The organism is Glycomyces albidus (assembly GCF_009451885.1).
Taxonomy (GTDB): Bacteria; Actinomycetota; Actinomycetes; order Mycobacteriales; family Micromonosporaceae; genus Glycomyces; species Glycomyces albidus.
In genome coordinates this window covers 98,086-113,099 of sequence record NZ_WIAO01000019.1, presented here as the reverse complement: position 1 = coordinate 113,099, position 15,014 = coordinate 98,086, and the positions used below count along the sequence as shown (strand labels likewise).

At 73.3% G+C, this 15,014-nt stretch carries 11 protein-coding genes and 2 pseudogenes; 3 read left to right on the top strand and 10 right to left on the bottom strand.

Translation table 11 applies throughout. From position 1 onward, the window contains the following. Positions 1 to 842 (top strand): annotated as a pseudogene (locus tag GFD30_RS26330) (hypothetical protein); the annotation flags it as partial. A gap of 23 nt (positions 843 to 865) precedes the next feature. Here the strand turns inward: GFD30_RS26330 and GFD30_RS16090 are convergent. Beyond that, a complete protein-coding gene (locus tag GFD30_RS16090; RefSeq protein ID WP_153026208.1) occupies positions 866 to 1,339 on the bottom strand; it encodes a MarR family winged helix-turn-helix transcriptional regulator in 474 nt (157 codons plus the stop codon). An 83-nt stretch (positions 1,340 to 1,422) separates the two neighbouring features. Here GFD30_RS16090 and GFD30_RS16085 point away from each other — a divergent pair, with 83 nt between their 5' ends. Continuing rightward, positions 1,423 to 1,800, top strand: a complete 378-nt coding sequence (locus tag GFD30_RS16085; RefSeq protein ID WP_153026207.1) for a cupin domain-containing protein — start codon at positions 1,423 to 1,425, stop codon at positions 1,798 to 1,800. Here the strand turns inward: GFD30_RS16085 and uppS are convergent. The 5 genes from uppS to GFD30_RS16060 form a co-directional block, all read right to left on the bottom strand. Then, positions 1,797 to 2,564, bottom strand: coding sequence for a polyprenyl diphosphate synthase (gene uppS / locus GFD30_RS16080; RefSeq protein ID WP_153026206.1), 768 nt, complete (start codon positions 2,562 to 2,564; stop codon positions 1,797 to 1,799). The genes GFD30_RS16085 and uppS overlap by 4 nt on opposite strands. Before the next feature lie 184 nt (positions 2,565 to 2,748). Beyond that, positions 2,749 to 3,516, bottom strand: coding sequence for a MerR family transcriptional regulator (locus tag GFD30_RS16075; protein ID WP_153026205.1), 768 nt, complete (start codon positions 3,514 to 3,516; stop codon positions 2,749 to 2,751). A 345-nt stretch (positions 3,517 to 3,861) separates the two neighbouring features. Continuing rightward, positions 3,862 to 4,608 (bottom strand): succinate dehydrogenase/fumarate reductase iron-sulfur subunit, encoded by a 747-nt coding sequence (locus GFD30_RS16070; protein WP_322633308.1) that lies wholly within the window; start codon positions 4,606 to 4,608, stop codon positions 3,862 to 3,864. Beyond that, on the bottom strand, positions 4,605 to 6,536 hold the full coding sequence (locus GFD30_RS16065; protein WP_407649069.1) for a fumarate reductase/succinate dehydrogenase flavoprotein subunit: 1,932 nt from the start codon (positions 6,534 to 6,536) through the stop codon (positions 4,605 to 4,607). The genes GFD30_RS16070 and GFD30_RS16065 overlap by 4 nt, the downstream gene beginning before the upstream one ends. Positions 6,537 to 6,543: 7 nt before the next feature. Beyond that, a complete protein-coding gene (locus GFD30_RS16060) occupies positions 6,544 to 7,269 on the bottom strand; it encodes a succinate dehydrogenase cytochrome b subunit (RefSeq protein ID WP_227996447.1) in 726 nt (241 codons plus the stop codon). Between the two features lie 83 nt (positions 7,270 to 7,352). On the opposite strand from GFD30_RS16060, the gene GFD30_RS16055 reads away from it, so the two are divergent. After that, complete coding sequence (locus tag GFD30_RS16055; protein ID WP_322633306.1) at positions 7,353 to 8,282, top strand: LysR family transcriptional regulator; 930 nt, start codon at positions 7,353 to 7,355, stop codon at positions 8,280 to 8,282. Positions 8,283 to 8,295: 13 nt separating this feature from the next. On the opposite strand, the gene GFD30_RS16050 is transcribed toward GFD30_RS16055, so the two are convergent. The 4 genes and pseudogenes from GFD30_RS16050 to gcvP form a co-directional block, all read right to left on the bottom strand. Continuing rightward, the gene (locus GFD30_RS16050; protein WP_153026202.1) at positions 8,296 to 8,667 is read right to left on the bottom strand and encodes an ankyrin repeat domain-containing protein; all 372 of its coding nucleotides are present in this window, start codon (positions 8,665 to 8,667) and stop codon (positions 8,296 to 8,298) included. A 477-nt stretch (positions 8,668 to 9,144) separates the two neighbouring features. Beyond that, positions 9,145 to 10,275 (bottom strand): annotated as a pseudogene (locus GFD30_RS16045) (chorismate-binding protein); the annotation flags it as partial. A 51-nt stretch (positions 10,276 to 10,326) separates the two neighbouring features. Continuing rightward, on the bottom strand, positions 10,327 to 12,006 hold the full coding sequence (locus GFD30_RS27565) for a hypothetical protein (protein ID WP_153026200.1): 1,680 nt from the start codon (positions 12,004 to 12,006) through the stop codon (positions 10,327 to 10,329). A gap of 98 nt (positions 12,007 to 12,104) precedes the next feature. Further along, positions 12,105 to 14,951, bottom strand: coding sequence for an aminomethyl-transferring glycine dehydrogenase (gene gcvP / locus GFD30_RS16035; protein ID WP_153026222.1), 2,847 nt, complete (start codon positions 14,949 to 14,951; stop codon positions 12,105 to 12,107). Positions 14,952 to 15,014 lie beyond the last annotated feature (63 nt).

The following is a 15,014-nucleotide window of genomic DNA, read 5'->3' as shown; positions in this document are numbered from 1 at the left end:
CGGCGGTCCGGGCGGGGCGGCTGCTGACGGCGGCGGTGCAGGCGGACGCGGCGCTGGGCGCGCTGGACGACGTGGACCCGGCCGATCCGGCGGGGCCGGGGTTCGCGGACCTGGCGGCGGCGCTGGCGCGGGCGGCGCGGGTGTTCGGGCGGGCGGCGGATCCGGATCTGGCGGTGGGGGCGGCCGACCAGGCGGCGCGGATGCTGCTGGCGGCGGGGCGCCAGGATGTGCTGCTGCGCGACAGCCTGCGGCTGGCCGCGGCGCTGCATGCGGCGGCGGGCCGGGGCGGGCATGCGCGAGGGGCGCGGGAGCTGCTGGGCAAGTACTTTCCGGAGGCGGAGCCGCTGTCGGCGCCGTCGCTGGTGACGCTGCGGGGGGCGCTGGAGGCGGCGGCGGGGCGGGGGGCGCTCGGGGACGCGGGCCTGATCGGGCGGTTGTGCCCCGATCCGGCGGGGCGGGGGGCGCCGCCGACGGTGGCGGCCCGCTGCGACCTGGGGCTGGCGGCGGTCGCGCTGCATGCGGCCGAGCCGGCGGTGGACGCGCTCGTGGGCTCCAGTCCGGGGGCGGCGTGGCGGATCGCGACGGAGGTGCACTACCTGCTGTCGGCGGCGGACCGGCACGGCGAGCGGAACCTGCATCTGAACTTCCGCGACCACGGGCCGGTGTGGGTGCGGATGCTCCTGGCCCTGACCGGGGACGGCAAGGGCGGGCCGCTCATGGCCGACCTGGCGGGGGTGCTGGCGGGCCTGTGCGAGCGCCTGCACACCCGCCATGCCGGGCCGGAGCACGAGCCGCTGATGCGGGCGGCGGCGGCGTTCGTCGGCGCGCACCGGGACCGGTAGGGCTCGCCGGGTTCGCGGCCGGGTCAGCGGTCGGGGCCGAACCAGCCGGGGGCGTCGAGGCGGAGGAGTTCGCCCGGGGCGAGGTCGGCGAGGTCGGCTTCGAGGGCGGCGAGGCGGTCGGGGCCGAGGCGGTCGGCCCATTCGCTGCGGACGCGGTCGAAGGCGGCGGCGGAGCGGTCGAGGACGTCGCGGCCGGCGGCGGTGAGGCGGACGGCCTTGCGGCGGGCGTCGGCCGGGTTGGGGGCGCGTTCGACGTAGCCCTGGCGTTCGAGGGCGGCGATGGTCTTGCCGGCGGCCTGCTTGGTGACGCCGAGGCGGGCGCCGAGTTCGACGGCGGTGGTGCCGCGGGTGCCGATGGCCTGGAAGACGAAGCCGTGCATGGGCCGCAGGTGCGGGTGCCCGGCCCGGGCGAGGTCGTCGTGGACGGCGTCGACGGCGGCGCGGAAGGCGGCGAAGAACCGCAGCGGGAGTTCGAATCCGGGCCGCGGCTCACTCATGGCGGGCCCCGCCCGCACCGCCAAGATAGACAACCTGGTTTACTGTATGGGCAACCATGTTGTCGATCTTAGGAGACGTCCCGATGCAGCTCGTCCGCAGTGCCGACACCCGCCGCACCGCCACCCCCGCGGCGGTCATGACCACCCTCGCCTCGCCGACCCTCGGGTCCTCGCCGGTCCCGCTGTGGCGGGTCGAGGCCGCCCCCGGCACGCCCGGGCCCCTGCACCTGATCGACGCCGACCAGGTGTGGACGTTCACCGCCGGCAGCGCCCGCGTCGAGGTCGGCGGCGAGGCCGCGGACCTGGCCGAGGGCGACACGCTCGTCGTCCCCGCCGGCGTCGCGCGCCGCCTCACGCCCGGCGCGGCCGGGTTCACCGCCGTCGTGACCGGCCCGGCCGGCATGCGCGCCTCGATGCCGGACGCACCGCACGAGACGATCGACCTCGCCTGGGCCGCTTAGCGGCCCCGGCGGCGCCGGGCGTAGTCGCGCAGGGCCCGCAGGAAGTCGACGTGGCGGAACCCCGGCCAGTACACGTCGCAGAAGTACAGCTCGGCGCGGGCCGACTGCCACAGCAGGAAGCTGGAGAGGCGCCGCTCCCCGGAGGTGCGGATGATGAGGTCGGCCGCCGGCAGGTCGGGGGTGTAGCGGTGGGCGTCGATGTCGGCGGCGCTGACGCGCGCGGCGAGGTCGGCCAGGGCCGTGCCGCGGGCGGCCTCGTGCTCGAGGAGGGAGCGGACGGCGTCGGCGATCTCGGTCTGGCCGTCGTAGCCGATGGCGACCGTCAGGTGGGCGCCGGTGCGGTCGGCGGTGTCCTCGGCGGCGGCCGTGAGCGCGTGCGCGGTCGAGTCCGGGAGCGCGTCGAGGCGCCCGGCCAGGTGCAGCCGCCAGGGGCTGCCCGGGCGGCGCAGCCGCTCGGCGACGACGGACTCGACCATGGCCATGAGGTGGGCGATCTCGCCGCCGACGCGCTTGGCGAGGTTGTCGGCCGAGGCGACGTAGACGGTGACGTGGTCGATGCCCAGTGCCAGGCACCAGGCGAGGAGGTCCTCGAGGTGCTCGGCGCCGTACCGGTGGCCGACGCCGGGGTCGGCGAAGCCCTGGGCGCGGGCCCAGCGCCGGTTGCCGTCCATGGCCACGGCGACGTGGCGCGGCAGCAGCGCGGGGTCGAGGCGCCGGCGCAGCCGGTCCGCGTAGATCCGGTACAGGCCCTGGGGTGCGCGCATCCGCCAAGCCTAGGGCCTGCCCGGTGGACCCGGCCGGGGTGCCCGGACCCGTTCGCCCCCAACACGGGGCCTGGGGGCACCGGTGCCGTATCCGCGGGCCGAACCGTGCGGCGAGCGGGCCGGATGGCGACCGTTCCGGCCCGCGGGACGGGCCCGACGCGGCCGGTCGCGCCCGCGCCGCCGGTCAGGGTCGCGCGGCGAGCGCGGTGTCGGCGTAGCGGTGCATGGCCTCGCGCAGGTATTCGGCGAAGCCGTCGCCGACCCGGTCGAAGGGCTCGCGGAAGCGCGGGTCGTCGGTGTAGAGCGCGGCGAGCCGCCGGTAGGCCTCGGCTCCCGGTTCGCCGTCCCAGTGGCGGGCGATGAGCCGGTAGTGGCCGGCGAGCACCTCCTGGACGGCCCCGTCGCCGGGGCCGTGCCCGGCCCGGCGGTGGGCCTCGAGCGCGGCGTTGATGCGGCCGGACTCGGCCGGGAGGGCGCGCCGCTGCTCGGGGGTGAGCCGCTGGAGGGCGGCGAAGGCGCGTTCGACGACGGCCTGCCCCCAGCGGCGGCGGGCTTCCTCGCGGTGGCGGTCGCGGTCGTCGAGTCCGCGGAACCAGGTGTCGGGCGCCATGGGCGGGCCTCCGGTCTCGAGTTGTCGGATGGTGGCGTCGACGGTGTCGGCGAGCCGGGCGAGGCGCTCCTGCTCGGCGGCGATGCCCTCGGCGTGGCGGCGCAGGGCCTCGGCGGGGTCGAGGCCGCCCTCGAGGATCCCGGCGATGACGTCGAGTCGCAGGCCGAGGCGTTTGAGCAGGAGGATCTGCTGGAGGCGCAGGAGTTCGGCGCGGCCGTACCGGCGCTGGCCGCCGCGGCCGCCGGCGGCGGGCGGGAGGAGGCCGATGGCGTCGTAGTGGCGCAGGGTGCGCGCGGTGACGCCGGTCAGTTTGACCACGTGGGCGGTCGTCCAGGTGTCCATCGGCGTCCTTTCCGTCGGTGCGGTGTCGACGGTATCGGCTGACGCCGCGTCACCCGCAAGGAAAGAGAGACGCGGGTCACCGTCAAGTGGCGCGACCGGGAGGCGTCCGGCTCGTTGTTTACATGGGGCGGCATTGACCCCCACTCACGTGGGGCGGAATTCCCCCTTGGGGTCTCCCCGCTCACGCGGGGCAGGAGAAAACCGGCCCCCGGCGTGCACACGCCGGGGGCCGGTTCTTGTCCTGGTGGCCGCCGCGGTGCGGTCGGCGGTGTCGGGGCGTCCTGCCGGCGCGGGGAGGCACGGCGAGGGCCCCGGCCGCTGGCCGGGGCCCGTCGTGGTGCTGCGTCAGGCGGCGCGGATGGCGGCCTTGCGGAAGTCCCTGTTCAACTGTCCGATGACGTCGAGGCCGATCTCCTTGGGGCAGGCGGCGGCGCACTCGCCGACGTTGGTGCAGCCGCCGAAGCCGGCGTCGTCGTGGGCGGCGACCATGCCGAGGACGCGGGTGGACCGCTCGGGCTGGCCCTGCGGGACCAGGCCCAGATGCGCCATTTTGGCGGCCATGAACAGCATGCCGGACCCGTTCGGGCAGGCCGCGACGCACGCGCCGCAGCCGATGCACGCGGCCGCGGAGAACGCGGCGTCGGCGTCCTGCTTGGGGATCGGGACGGCGTGCGCGTCGGGGGCGGTCCCGGTCGGCGCGGAGATGTACCCGCCGGCCTGGATGATCCGGTCGAACGCGCTGCGGTCGACGACGAGGTCCTTGATGACCGGGAACGCCCCGGCCCGCCAGGGCTCGACGTCGATCGAGTCGCCGTCCTTGAACTGGCGCATGTGGAGTTGGCAGGTCGTGGTGGCGGCCTGCGGGCCGTGCGGCTGCCCGTCGATGACGAGCGAGCAGGCCCCGCAGATGCCCTCGCGGCAGTCGTGGTCGAACGCGACCGGGTCCTCGCCCTCGGCGATGAGCCGCTCGTTGAGGACGTCGAGCATCTCCAGGAACGAGGCGTCCTCGGAGACGTCGTCGAGTTCGTAGGACACCATGCGGCCCTTGGCGTCGGCGCCGCTCTGGCGCCAGATTCGCAGGCGAAGTTTCACTTGTAGCTCCGTTGGGTGGGCTTGACGTACTCGAACACGAGCGCTTCCTTGTGCAGGACCGGTTCGTCCTCGCCCCACTCCCACGCCGCGACGTAGGAGAAGTGCTCGTCGTCGCGCTTGGCCTCGCCGTCCTCGGTCTGGGACTCGGCGCGGAAGTGGCCGCCGCACGACTCGGTGCGGTGCAGCGCGTCGATGCACATCAGCTCGCCGAGCTCGAAGAAGTCGGCCACCCGGCCGGCCTTCTCGAGCTGCTGGTTGAGCTCGCCGGCGGTGCCGGTGACCTTGACGCGCTTGTAGAACTCGGCCTTGAGGTCGCGGATGAGCCCGATGGCCTTGCGCAGGCCCTCGTCGGTGCGCTCCATGCCGCAGTACTCCCACATGATCTTGCCGAGCTCGCGGTGGAAGGAGTCCACGGTGCGGTCGCCGTCGTTGCCGAGGAAGAACGCGATCCGGTCGTCGACCTCCTTGCGGGCGGCCACGACCGCCTCGTGGTCCTCGTCCAGCGGCGCGAAGGGCCCGTCGGCGAGGTAGTCCGAGATCGTGTTCGGCAGGACGAAGTACCCGTCGGACAGGCCCTGCATGAGCGCCGAGGCGCCCAGGCGGTTGGCGCCGTGGTCGGAGAAGTTCGCCTCACCGGTCACGAACAGGCCCGGGATGTTCGACGACAGGTCGTAGTCGACCCACAGGCCGCCCATCGTGTAGTGCACGGCCGGGTAGATGCGCATCGGCCGCTCGTACGGGTTCTCGCCGGTGATCCGCTCGTACATGTCGAACAGGTTCCCGTACTTGGCCTCCACGGCCGGCTTGCCCAGGCGCTTGATGGCGTCGGCGAAGTCGAGGTAGACGCCCAGGCCGCCCGGGCCCACGCCGCGGCCCTCGTCGCACACGACCTTCGCCGCGCGCGAGGCGATGTCGCGCGGCACCAGGTTCCCGAACGCCGGGTAGCGCCGCTCCAGGTAGTAGTCGCGCTCCGCCTCGGGGATGTCGGCCGGGCTGCGGTCGTCGCCCTTGCGCAACGGCACCCACACGCGGCCGTCGTTGCGCAGCGACTCCGACATGAGCGTCAGCTTCGACTGGTGGTCGCCCGACTGCGGGATGCACGTCGGGTGGATCTGCGTGTAGCACGGGTTCGCGAAGTACGCGCCCTTGCGGTGCGCCCGCCAGGAAGCGGTCACGTTGCAGCCCTTGGCGTTCGTCGACAGGAAGAACACGTTCCCGTACCCGCCGGTGGCCAGCACGACCGCGTCCGCGATCTCGGTCGAGATCGCACCCGTCACCAGGTCGCGCACGACGATGCCGCGGGCCTTCCCGTCGGCGACGATGAGCTCGAGCATCTCGTGGCGGGTGTGCAGGTCGACCGTGCCGGCCGCGACCTGCCGCTGCAGGGCCTGGTACGCCCCCAGCAGCAGCTGCTGCCCGGTCTGGCCCCGCGCGTAGAACGTCCGCGACACCTGCGCCCCGCCGAACGACCGGTTGTCGAGCAGGCCCCCGTACTCGCGGGCGAACGGGACGCCCTGTGCCACGCACTGGTCGATGATCTCGGTCGAGACCTCCGCGAGCCGGTGCACGTTCGACTCGCGGGACCGGAAGTCGCCGCCCTTGACGGTGTCGTAGAACAGCCGGTGGACGCTGTCGCCGTCGTTGCGGTAGTTCTTCGCCGCGTTGATGCCGCCCTGCGCGGCGATCGAGTGCGCCCGCCGCGCCGAGTCCTGGAAGCAGTAGTTCGCCACCCGGTACCCCAGCTCGCCCAGCGTCGCCGCCGCCGAGGCGCCGGCCAGGCCGGTCCCCACCACGATGACGCGCAGCTTGCGCCGGTTGGCCGGGTTGACCAGCCGCCCGGAGAAGCGCCGCTTCTCCCACCGCTGCTCGATCGGACCCGCCGGGGCCTTCGTGTCCGCGACGGGCTCGCCCTCGCGGTAGTAGTCGATGCTCATATCACTCCACCAGTCCGAACGTGACCGACAGGGGCACGATCGCGAACCCCACGACGACGACAAGGGCCACCGCCAGCGCCACCGCCTGGGTGCGCTTGCGCCACTTCGTGTCCGGCCCGGCGATCGTCTGCACCGCCGACCAGACCCCGTGGCGCAGGTGGAACCCGAGGGCCACCAGCGCCAGCAGGTAGAACACCGTCACCGGCCACCGCTCGGGGCTGAACGTGGCGACCACGGCCCCGTACGCGTCCGGGACGTCCTTGACCGGGTTCACCGTCCGGAACGTCAGGTCCAGCAGGTGCCAGGCGAGGAACAGGACCAGGACGGCCGCGCCCCAGCGCATCGTCGCGACCGCGTGCCGCGACTCGCCCTTGGCGGGCTTGCGCGAGTGGTAGCGGACCGGGCGCGCGGCCAGGGACCGGCGGGTGAGGACCACCGCCGACCAGATGTGGACCGCGGCGGCGGCGATCAGGCCGATGCGCAGGACCCACAGGGCCGACTCGTGCGGCAGCAGCGGCTCCCCGAGGGTGCGCAGGCCGTGCGCGTACGCGTTCATCTCCTCGCGGCCCTCGAACACGTGCAGGTTCCCGGCCATGTGCGCGATGATGAACAGGACGAGGAGGACGCCCGAGACCGCCATCGCGATCTTGAGCCCGATGTTCGACCGCCACGGCCCCGTGGGCTTGGGCGCGCGCTTCGCCGAGCGCGCGGCGGTGCGCGATTGCAGATCCGTAGACACGACCGGATGCTAGACGCGACCGGCCTCACCAGTCCAATTCATGGCAGAACCCCGTTCCATGCCGATACGTTATGAACATGCGCCCGCAGCAGCTCCAAGCCTTCCTCACCGTCGCACAAACCAGACATTTCACCCAAGCGGCCGAAGAACTCGGTGTGACACAACCATCATTGAGCAAACAGATCCAAGCCCTCGAAACCGAACTCGGCGCCACCCTCCTCACCCGATCCCGCGGCCGCATCGAACTCACCGACGCCGGCCACACCCTCCTCCCCCACGCCCGCCGCATCACCGCCGCCCACGCCGCCGCCCGCGCCGACATCGACGACGTCCTCGCCGTCCGCGCCGGCCACCTCCGCCTCGGCGCCACCCCCTCCCTCTGCTCCTGGCTCATCGCCCCCCTCCTCACCCGCTACCGCGACCACCACCCCGGCGTCACCGTCACCCTCACCGAAGACGGCTCCGGACCCCTCGCCGAACGCCTCGCCGCCGGCGACCTCGACCTCGCCTTCACCGCCGGCGACACCGGCGACACCGGCCTCACCGTCCAACCCCTCCTCGCCGAAGCCCTCGTCGTCGCCTCCGCCGCCCACCTCCCACCCCTCACCCACCAAGCCCACATCGGCCTCACCCAACTCCGCGAACAACCCTTCGTCCTCCCCGCCCACGGCTACGACCTCCGCGACCTCACCATCACCACCTGCGAAACCGCCGGATTCACCCCCCGCACCGGCGTCGACGGCGGCGCCACCGACGCCGTCGCCTCCCTCGTCGAAGCCGGCCTCGGCATCGCCCTCCTCCCCGCCATGATCGCCGCCGGCCGCCCCGGCCTCCGAGCCACACCACTCGCACCACCCGGCGCCCACCGCACCATCGCGCTGGCCGCCCGCCGCGAGGCGCCGCTGACCAAGGCCGCCGGCGCGTTCGCCGCCTGCCTCGAGGAGCACCTGACGGACCTGCACGCGTGGGGGCGCCTGCCCGAGGGGATGCGCGCGGTCTGAAGAGGAGGCGGGGCTAGGAGGTGAAGGTGTCGCGGTCGAACATGGCCGCGATCTGCCGCGCCGACGGCGTCCCCGCGTCCGGGTCCGCACCGGCCTCCAGGAGCACCGCCACGACCTCGCCCGAGTTCTTGAACACCGCACCCGCCAGCGGCGACTGCTGGCGGTCGTTGCACCGGTCCACATCGGCGCCCGCCTCGATGAGCGCCCGGACCGTGTCCGCGTGCCCGTGGTAGGCCGCCAGCATCAGCAGCGAGTCCCCCGACCCGTTGACCAGGTCCACCGGCAGGCCCGCGGCGACGTACGCGAGGAGCCGCTCGGTCGCCCCGGCCCGCGCCAGGTCGAAGGCCGCCTCGGCGATGATGCGGAAGTCCTCGTCGTCGCTCATGCGCACCAGCTTGGCACACCCGGCCGCCGCCCGGGCCCCGAAACCGGCCCCGCCCTCCGCTGTGGACGCGCACCGCACCCTTTCACCCGCGCAGGTGTCGCCCCGGGTATTGACACGGCAACGCCGGGGTGGGAAAGATTGATGCGGGCCCGCAGGCGACCTCGCTGACACGACACCGCCGCGCCGCCCGTATCGGTGGGGACGAGCACGGTGAGGACTCGGGCATGAACGAGCCGAAAATCCTAGGACAGTTCCAATTGGAACACAGGACCATCCAGGTCAGCGGCGACGACGGCAACGCCGGCACCGTCTGGCTCCAGCGGCTCCACCCCGACCCGCCCATGGCGCTCGGGTGCGTGGTCGAACTCGACTCCCCGACCCCGCGCCTGCGCCTCTACCGCGCCGAATGGCCCGACGACCTGCGCGAACGCGCCAAAGAGCAGACCATCGCGATCTGGAAGTCCCACCGCGCCTTAACCCCAGGCGGCCGGTGACCGCGCGGGCCTTCCCGTCGGCCTCGGCCACTTCGGCGTCCGGGTCCGACCGCCACGTGATGCCCCCGCCCGCCCACAGGTGCGCCCGCGACTCGTCCAGCGCGACCGTGCGGATCGTCACCCCCAGGCGGACCCGCGTCCCCTGGACGAACCCGAACGCGCCCATCGACGGGCCGCGCCCCACCGGCTCCAGGCCCGACACCAGGTCGAGCATCGCCAGCTTCGGCGTCCCCGTGACCGAACCGGGCGGGCACATCGCCCGCAGCAGCGCCGCCAGCCCCGTCCCCGCCGCCAACTCGCACACCACAGTGGACTCCGCCTGCCAGAGGCGGTCCCACCGCGCCAGATCGAACAACCGCTCCACCGCCACCGACCCCGGCACCGCCACCCGCGCCAGATCGTTGCGCTCCAGATCCACCACCATCACATGCTCGGCGCGCTCCTTCACCGACCCCAGCAGCGCCGCCCGGCCCGCCTCGGTCGCCGCCGCAGTGCCCTTGATCGGAAACGCCGCCGCCCGCGACCCCTCCACCGTCACGAACGCCTCCGGCGACCCCGACGCCACCAGCCACCCGTCCCCCGACAGCACCCCGCCCCACGCCGCGCCCTCGATGCCCGCCACCGCCGCCGCGATCCCCGCCGCATCACCCGACCACGGCGCCGACCGGTGCCCCACCACGTTCGCCACGTACACCTGGCCCCGCCCGATCGCCTCCTGCACGGCCACCACCGCCTTCGCGTGGTCCGCACCCGACCACGACGGCCGCCACGGACCCACCGCGAACCCGCCCGGCACCGCACCGGCCCGCCGCGGCCCGTGCGCATACGCCACCAGCACCAGGTCCGGCACCGCCGGCACCGGGCTCGGCGCACCCGTCGCACCGCCGACCATCACCGCCCCGGCCGCCGCCGACACCAGCACCGCCACCCCGCACACCGAACCCTCGACCCCCGAATGGGGACCGCCGAACCGCGCACAGAACGCCTCCGCCAGCGCCGCCGGATCACCGCCCTCACCGACCCGCCACTCCAACCGGTCGACCTCCACCAGACGCTCACGGCACCCCGCATCCAGCCCCGGCGGCGCCGGGCGCACGGCCCCCAAGATCGACATGCGTCCAGTGTCACCCAACCCGAGCCGCACTCCCGAACCGAGTGGGACACCTCACGCCGGGGCGATCGTCCCCAGGATCCCGCCCTCCGACGGCGCCGGCAGGTACTCCCCGCCCGCGGCCGCCGCCAGCATCGCCAGGTTCTCCGCGTTCGCCGACCCGAACCCGACCGTGTACACCGACGCCGCACCCGCCATCGACGACAACGTGTCCGCCGTCTGCTCCACCGTCGGCACACTCTCGGCGTCGTCACCCGAATTCGTCAGCACCACCACCACGTTCACCGCATCCGGCACCAGCTCGTCGTTCAGACTCCCGTACGCGGCCACCAGCGAGTCGTACAACGGCGACCCGCCCTCGTACCGCGCCGTCTCCGACAAGTCGTACAGCGACTGCGTCAACGCCGTCTTGCCCTCCTCGGACATCTCCGCGCCATCGGCCACCGCCCGCCAGTTCACGCCCTCACCGCCGGCGCCCACCCCGTACTCCCACAGACCCGCCCGCCACGCCGGCTCCATCTCCGAGACCATGTCGATCGCCATCCGCACCGCGGCGATCCCCGCCTCCACCGTCTCCCCCTCGTACTCCACCGTCTCCTGCTCCGTCGCCGACGACCAGTCCAGCAGGAACAGCACGTTCAAGTCCTGCGCCCCCGACTGCCACGCCCGCACCGCCGCACCCACCGTCTCCGGCGTCGTCTGCGCCAGCGCCGCCGCCCGATCCTCCACCGGCGCCAGCTCCGCGTCCTCGAACCCTCCCTGCGACACCGCCGACGCCAGGTACTCCCCGAACATCTCCGCGATCCGCGCATCCGAGTCCGACACCCACCCGGCGCCCCCCAGCACCATGTACGACGCCACCGCGCCCACCGACGACCCTTGCGGCGTCACCGGCACCAGCGGATCCACCGCCTCCGACTCCGCGTTGAACTCCTCCACCTGGTAATCCAGCAGCGTCATCACCTGCGCCGGATCCGCCGCCGCCGCATACGCCTCCTGCAGCGCATCCCCGTCCTCGGCCGACGACCCCGCCTCGATCGCCGCCGCATACGCCTCCAGCGCCTCCTGCGAGAACCCGCCCGCACCGTCCGACGACGCGTTCAACAACGCCACCAGGCCCTCGGTCGACGACCGCGGATTCGCCGCCGCCAGACTCACCGTCCCCGCCTGCGCCGCATCCACCACCTCTTGCCACGACGGCGGCTCACCGCCCAGCCACCCCAGCGACGTCGCCGTCGACTCCGCCACCGCCAGCACCGACTCCGCCTCACCCAGCACCATCGGCTCCGACGACACATACCCCGCCGTCGCCTCACCCGAGGTCAACCACGACGCCCACGCCTGCGCATCCGGCGCCCACGCGATCGGACGCTTCCCGTACTTCATCTCATCCCACGCCGCCTGGATCCCCCGCGACGCATCCGCCGACGGCACCTCCTGCACCTCCACCCCGATGCAGTCCCCGTCCAGCTCCGGCTGCTCCCGCTCCCACGCCTGCGCCGCATCCCCCAGCGACCCCGCCACCGCCGGCGCCGCCGCCACCGTCACCCGGTACACGTCCCCCGAGCACCCCGACCGCAGCAACGCCACGAACCCCCACGTCAACCCCGACGCCACCAGCACGCACACCAACGTGACCACGATCCACGGCGCCACCAGCCGCTGCTGACCGGCCTTCTTGCGCCGCCGACCGGTCCGGTGCGACTTCACCTTGTGCTCAATACCGAAAACCATGGCTACACTCCTGGGGGGTCGTCGGCAGCCAGTGTAAAGCCCGCACGCCGAAGGCCCGCCCACAGAGTGAGCGGGCCCCCGACCGGACTACACCCCGGCTACTCCCCGAACGCCTCGATCGGCGGACACGTGCACGCCAGGTTCCGATCCCCCCACGCATTGTCGATCCGACCCACCGGCGGCCAGTACTTCGCCCCGCCCGCACCCGCCGGCCACGCCGCCTCACCCCGCGAATACGCCCGCTCCCACGCCTCCGCAGTCACCACCGCCGCCGTATGCGGCGCCGCCCGCAGCGCCGACGCCTCCACCGCGACCGCACCCGACGCCACCGCGTCGATCTCGCCCCGGATCGCGATCATCGCGTCGACGAACCGGTCGAGCTCGACCAGGTCCTCCGACTCCGTCGGCTCCACCATCAACGTCCCCGCCACCGGAAACGACATCGTCGGCGCATGGAACCCGTAGTCGATGAGCCGCTTCGCCACATCCTCCACCGTCACACCCGACACCCGCGTCAGCTCCCGCAGATCCAGAATGCACTCGTGCGCCACCAGCCCGTGCTCACCGGTGTACAGCACCGGGAAATGCTCCCGCAGCCGCGCCGCCACATAATTCGCCGCCAGCACCGCCGACGCCGTCGCCGCCGTGACACCGGCCGACCCCATCATCCGCAGATACATCCACGGAATCTGCAGAATCCCCGCCGAACCCCACCGCGCCTGCGACACCGGCCCCACCGCCCCGGCAACACCCGACGGATCAGACGGCAGGAACGGCACCAGATGCTCCGCCACCGCCACCGGACCCACACCCGGCCCGCCACCGCCGTGCGGAATGCAGAACGTCTTGTGCAGGTTCAGATGCGACACATCCGCCCCGAACCGACCCGGCTTCGCCCAACCCAGCAGCGCATTCAGGTTCGCACCGTCCACATACACCTGGCCGCCCGCGTCATGGACCCGCGTGCACACCTCCACGATCGACGACTCGAACACCCCGTGCGTCGACGGATACGTCACCATCAACGCCGCCAACCGATCCGCATGCGCCGCGATCTTCGCATCCAGATCCGCGAGGTCCACGTTCCCCGCCTCATCGCACGCGACCACCACCACACGCATGCCCGCCAGCACCGCCGACGCCGCATTCGTCCCATGCGCGCTCGCGGGAATGAGACAGACGTCGCGGCCCGTCTCGCCGCGCGCGTGCTGCCAGGCGCGGATGGCGAGCAGCCCGGCCAGCTCCCCCTGGGAGCCCGCGTTCGGCTGCACGGACACCGCCGCGTACCCGCACACGTCCGCGAGCCAGCCTTCGAGCTGGCCGATCAGCCGCCGCCAGCCCTCGGTCTGGTCATCCGGCGCGAGCGGGTGGACGTCGGCGAACGCGGGCCAGGAGATCGGCTCCATCTCCGCGGCCGCGTTGAGCTTCATCGTGCACGACCCCAGCGGGATCATGCCGCGGTCGAGCCCGTAGTCCATGTCGGCCAAGCGCTTGAGGTACCGCATCATCGCCGTCTCGGAATGGTGCGCGGTGAACACCGGGTGGGTCAGGTACGCGCTCTCGCGCCGCAGCGCCGCGGGAAGCACCGGCTCCACCGCTCCCGCCAGGTCGACGCCGAAAGCCGCGCACACCGCCGCCAGGTCCGCCTCGGTCGTGGTCTCGTCGCACGCGACCGCGACGGTGTCGGCGTCCGTGCGGCGCAGATTCACACCCCGCTCGGCCGCAGCCGCGACCACCGCGTCCGCACCCCCCGGGACGACGGCGGTCACGGTGTCGAAGAACGCGCCGTCGGCGACCGCGACACCCCCTGCCGACAGCGACGCGGCCAGACGCGCGGCCTGCGCGGCGGCGTGCTCGGCGATCGCGCGCAGCCCCTGCGGGCCGTGCCAGACGGCGAACGAGGACGCGATCACCGCCGGCAGGACCTGCGCGGTGCAGATGTTGCTGGTGGCCTTCTCACGGCGGATGTGCTGCTCCCGCGCCTGCAGCGCCAAGCGCAGGGCGGGCTTGCCCCCAGAATCGCGCGAGACCCCCACCAGGCGGCCCGGCAACTGCCGCTGCAACGACTCGCGCACGGCCATGAACCCCGCGTGCGGGCCGCCGAAGCCCATCGGCATCCCGAACCGCTGCGTCGACCCGACCGCGATGTCCGCCCCGAACTCACCCGGCGCGGTCAGCACCGTCAGCGCCAACAGGTCGGCCGCCACGGTGACGAGGGCACCCTGGGCGTGCGCGGCCTCGGCGACCGCACTCCAGTCCCGGACCCCGCCGTCGGCGCCCGGGTACTGCAGCAGGACCCCGAACGCCCCCTCCGGAACCGACACCGACAGGTCGGCCACCACCAGCTCGATCCCCACCGGCTCGGCCCGGGTCCGCAGCACCGCGAGCGTCTGCGGCAACACCTGCGCATCGACGGCGAACACGTCACCGCCGCGCTTGCCCGCACGGCGGGCCAGCAGCATCGCCTCCGCGGCGGCGGTGGCCTCGTCCAGGAGGCTCGCACCCGCCACCGGCAGGCCCGTCAGGTCGGCGACCATCGTCTGGAAGTTCAGCAGCGCCTCGAGCCGGCCCTGGCTGATCTCGGCCTGATACGGCGTGTACGCCGTGTACCAGGACGGGTTCTCCAGGACGTTCCGGCGGATCACCGCCGGCGTGTGCGTCCCGAAATAGCCCAGCCCGATCATCGACCGCATCGGCCGGTTCAGCTCGGCGAAGGCCTTGAGCTCGGTCTGCGCCTCGGTCTCCGAGACCGCCGGCGGCAGCGCCAGACCGTCCCGGGAGCGGATCAGCTCGGGCATGCACGCGTCCATGAGCGCGTCCAGGCTCGGATACCCCACCGCCTTGAGCATGGCGTCCTGATCGGCGGGGCTGGTGCCGATGTGGCGGGCGGCGAAGGAAGAACGGTCGGTCACGGTACCTCCGGTGACATGGGACGACACTGGCATCCCCTCGTCTGTCACCGGCCCGCGGCGGCGCTTGCGAGCCAAGCGCGCACAGTCGGCTTCAGA

Excerpts from the sequence above, each read along its gene's own strand:
- GFD30_RS16090 (WP_153026208.1), bottom strand. The coding sequence starts at position 1,339 with ATGAGTGAGCCGCGGCCCGGATTCGAACTCCCGCTGCGGTTCTTCGCC.
- GFD30_RS16085 (WP_153026207.1), top strand. The coding sequence starts at position 1,423 with ATGCAGCTCGTCCGCAGTGCCGACACCCGCCGCACCGCCACCCCCGCG.
- uppS (WP_153026206.1), bottom strand. The coding sequence starts at position 2,564 with ATGCGCGCACCCCAGGGCCTGTACCGGATCTACGCGGACCGGCTGCGC.
- GFD30_RS16075 (WP_153026205.1), bottom strand. The coding sequence starts at position 3,516 with ATGGACACCTGGACGACCGCCCACGTGGTCAAACTGACCGGCGTCACC.
- GFD30_RS16055 (WP_322633306.1), top strand. The coding sequence starts at position 7,353 with ATGAACATGCGCCCGCAGCAGCTCCAAGCCTTCCTCACCGTCGCACAA.
- GFD30_RS16050 (WP_153026202.1), bottom strand. The coding sequence starts at position 8,667 with ATGAGCGACGACGAGGACTTCCGCATCATCGCCGAGGCGGCCTTCGAC.
- GFD30_RS27565 (WP_153026200.1), bottom strand. The coding sequence starts at position 12,006 with ATGGTTTTCGGTATTGAGCACAAGGTGAAGTCGCACCGGACCGGTCGG.
- gcvP (WP_153026222.1), bottom strand. The coding sequence starts at position 14,951 with ATGCCAGTGTCGTCCCATGTCACCGGAGGTACCGTGACCGACCGTTCT.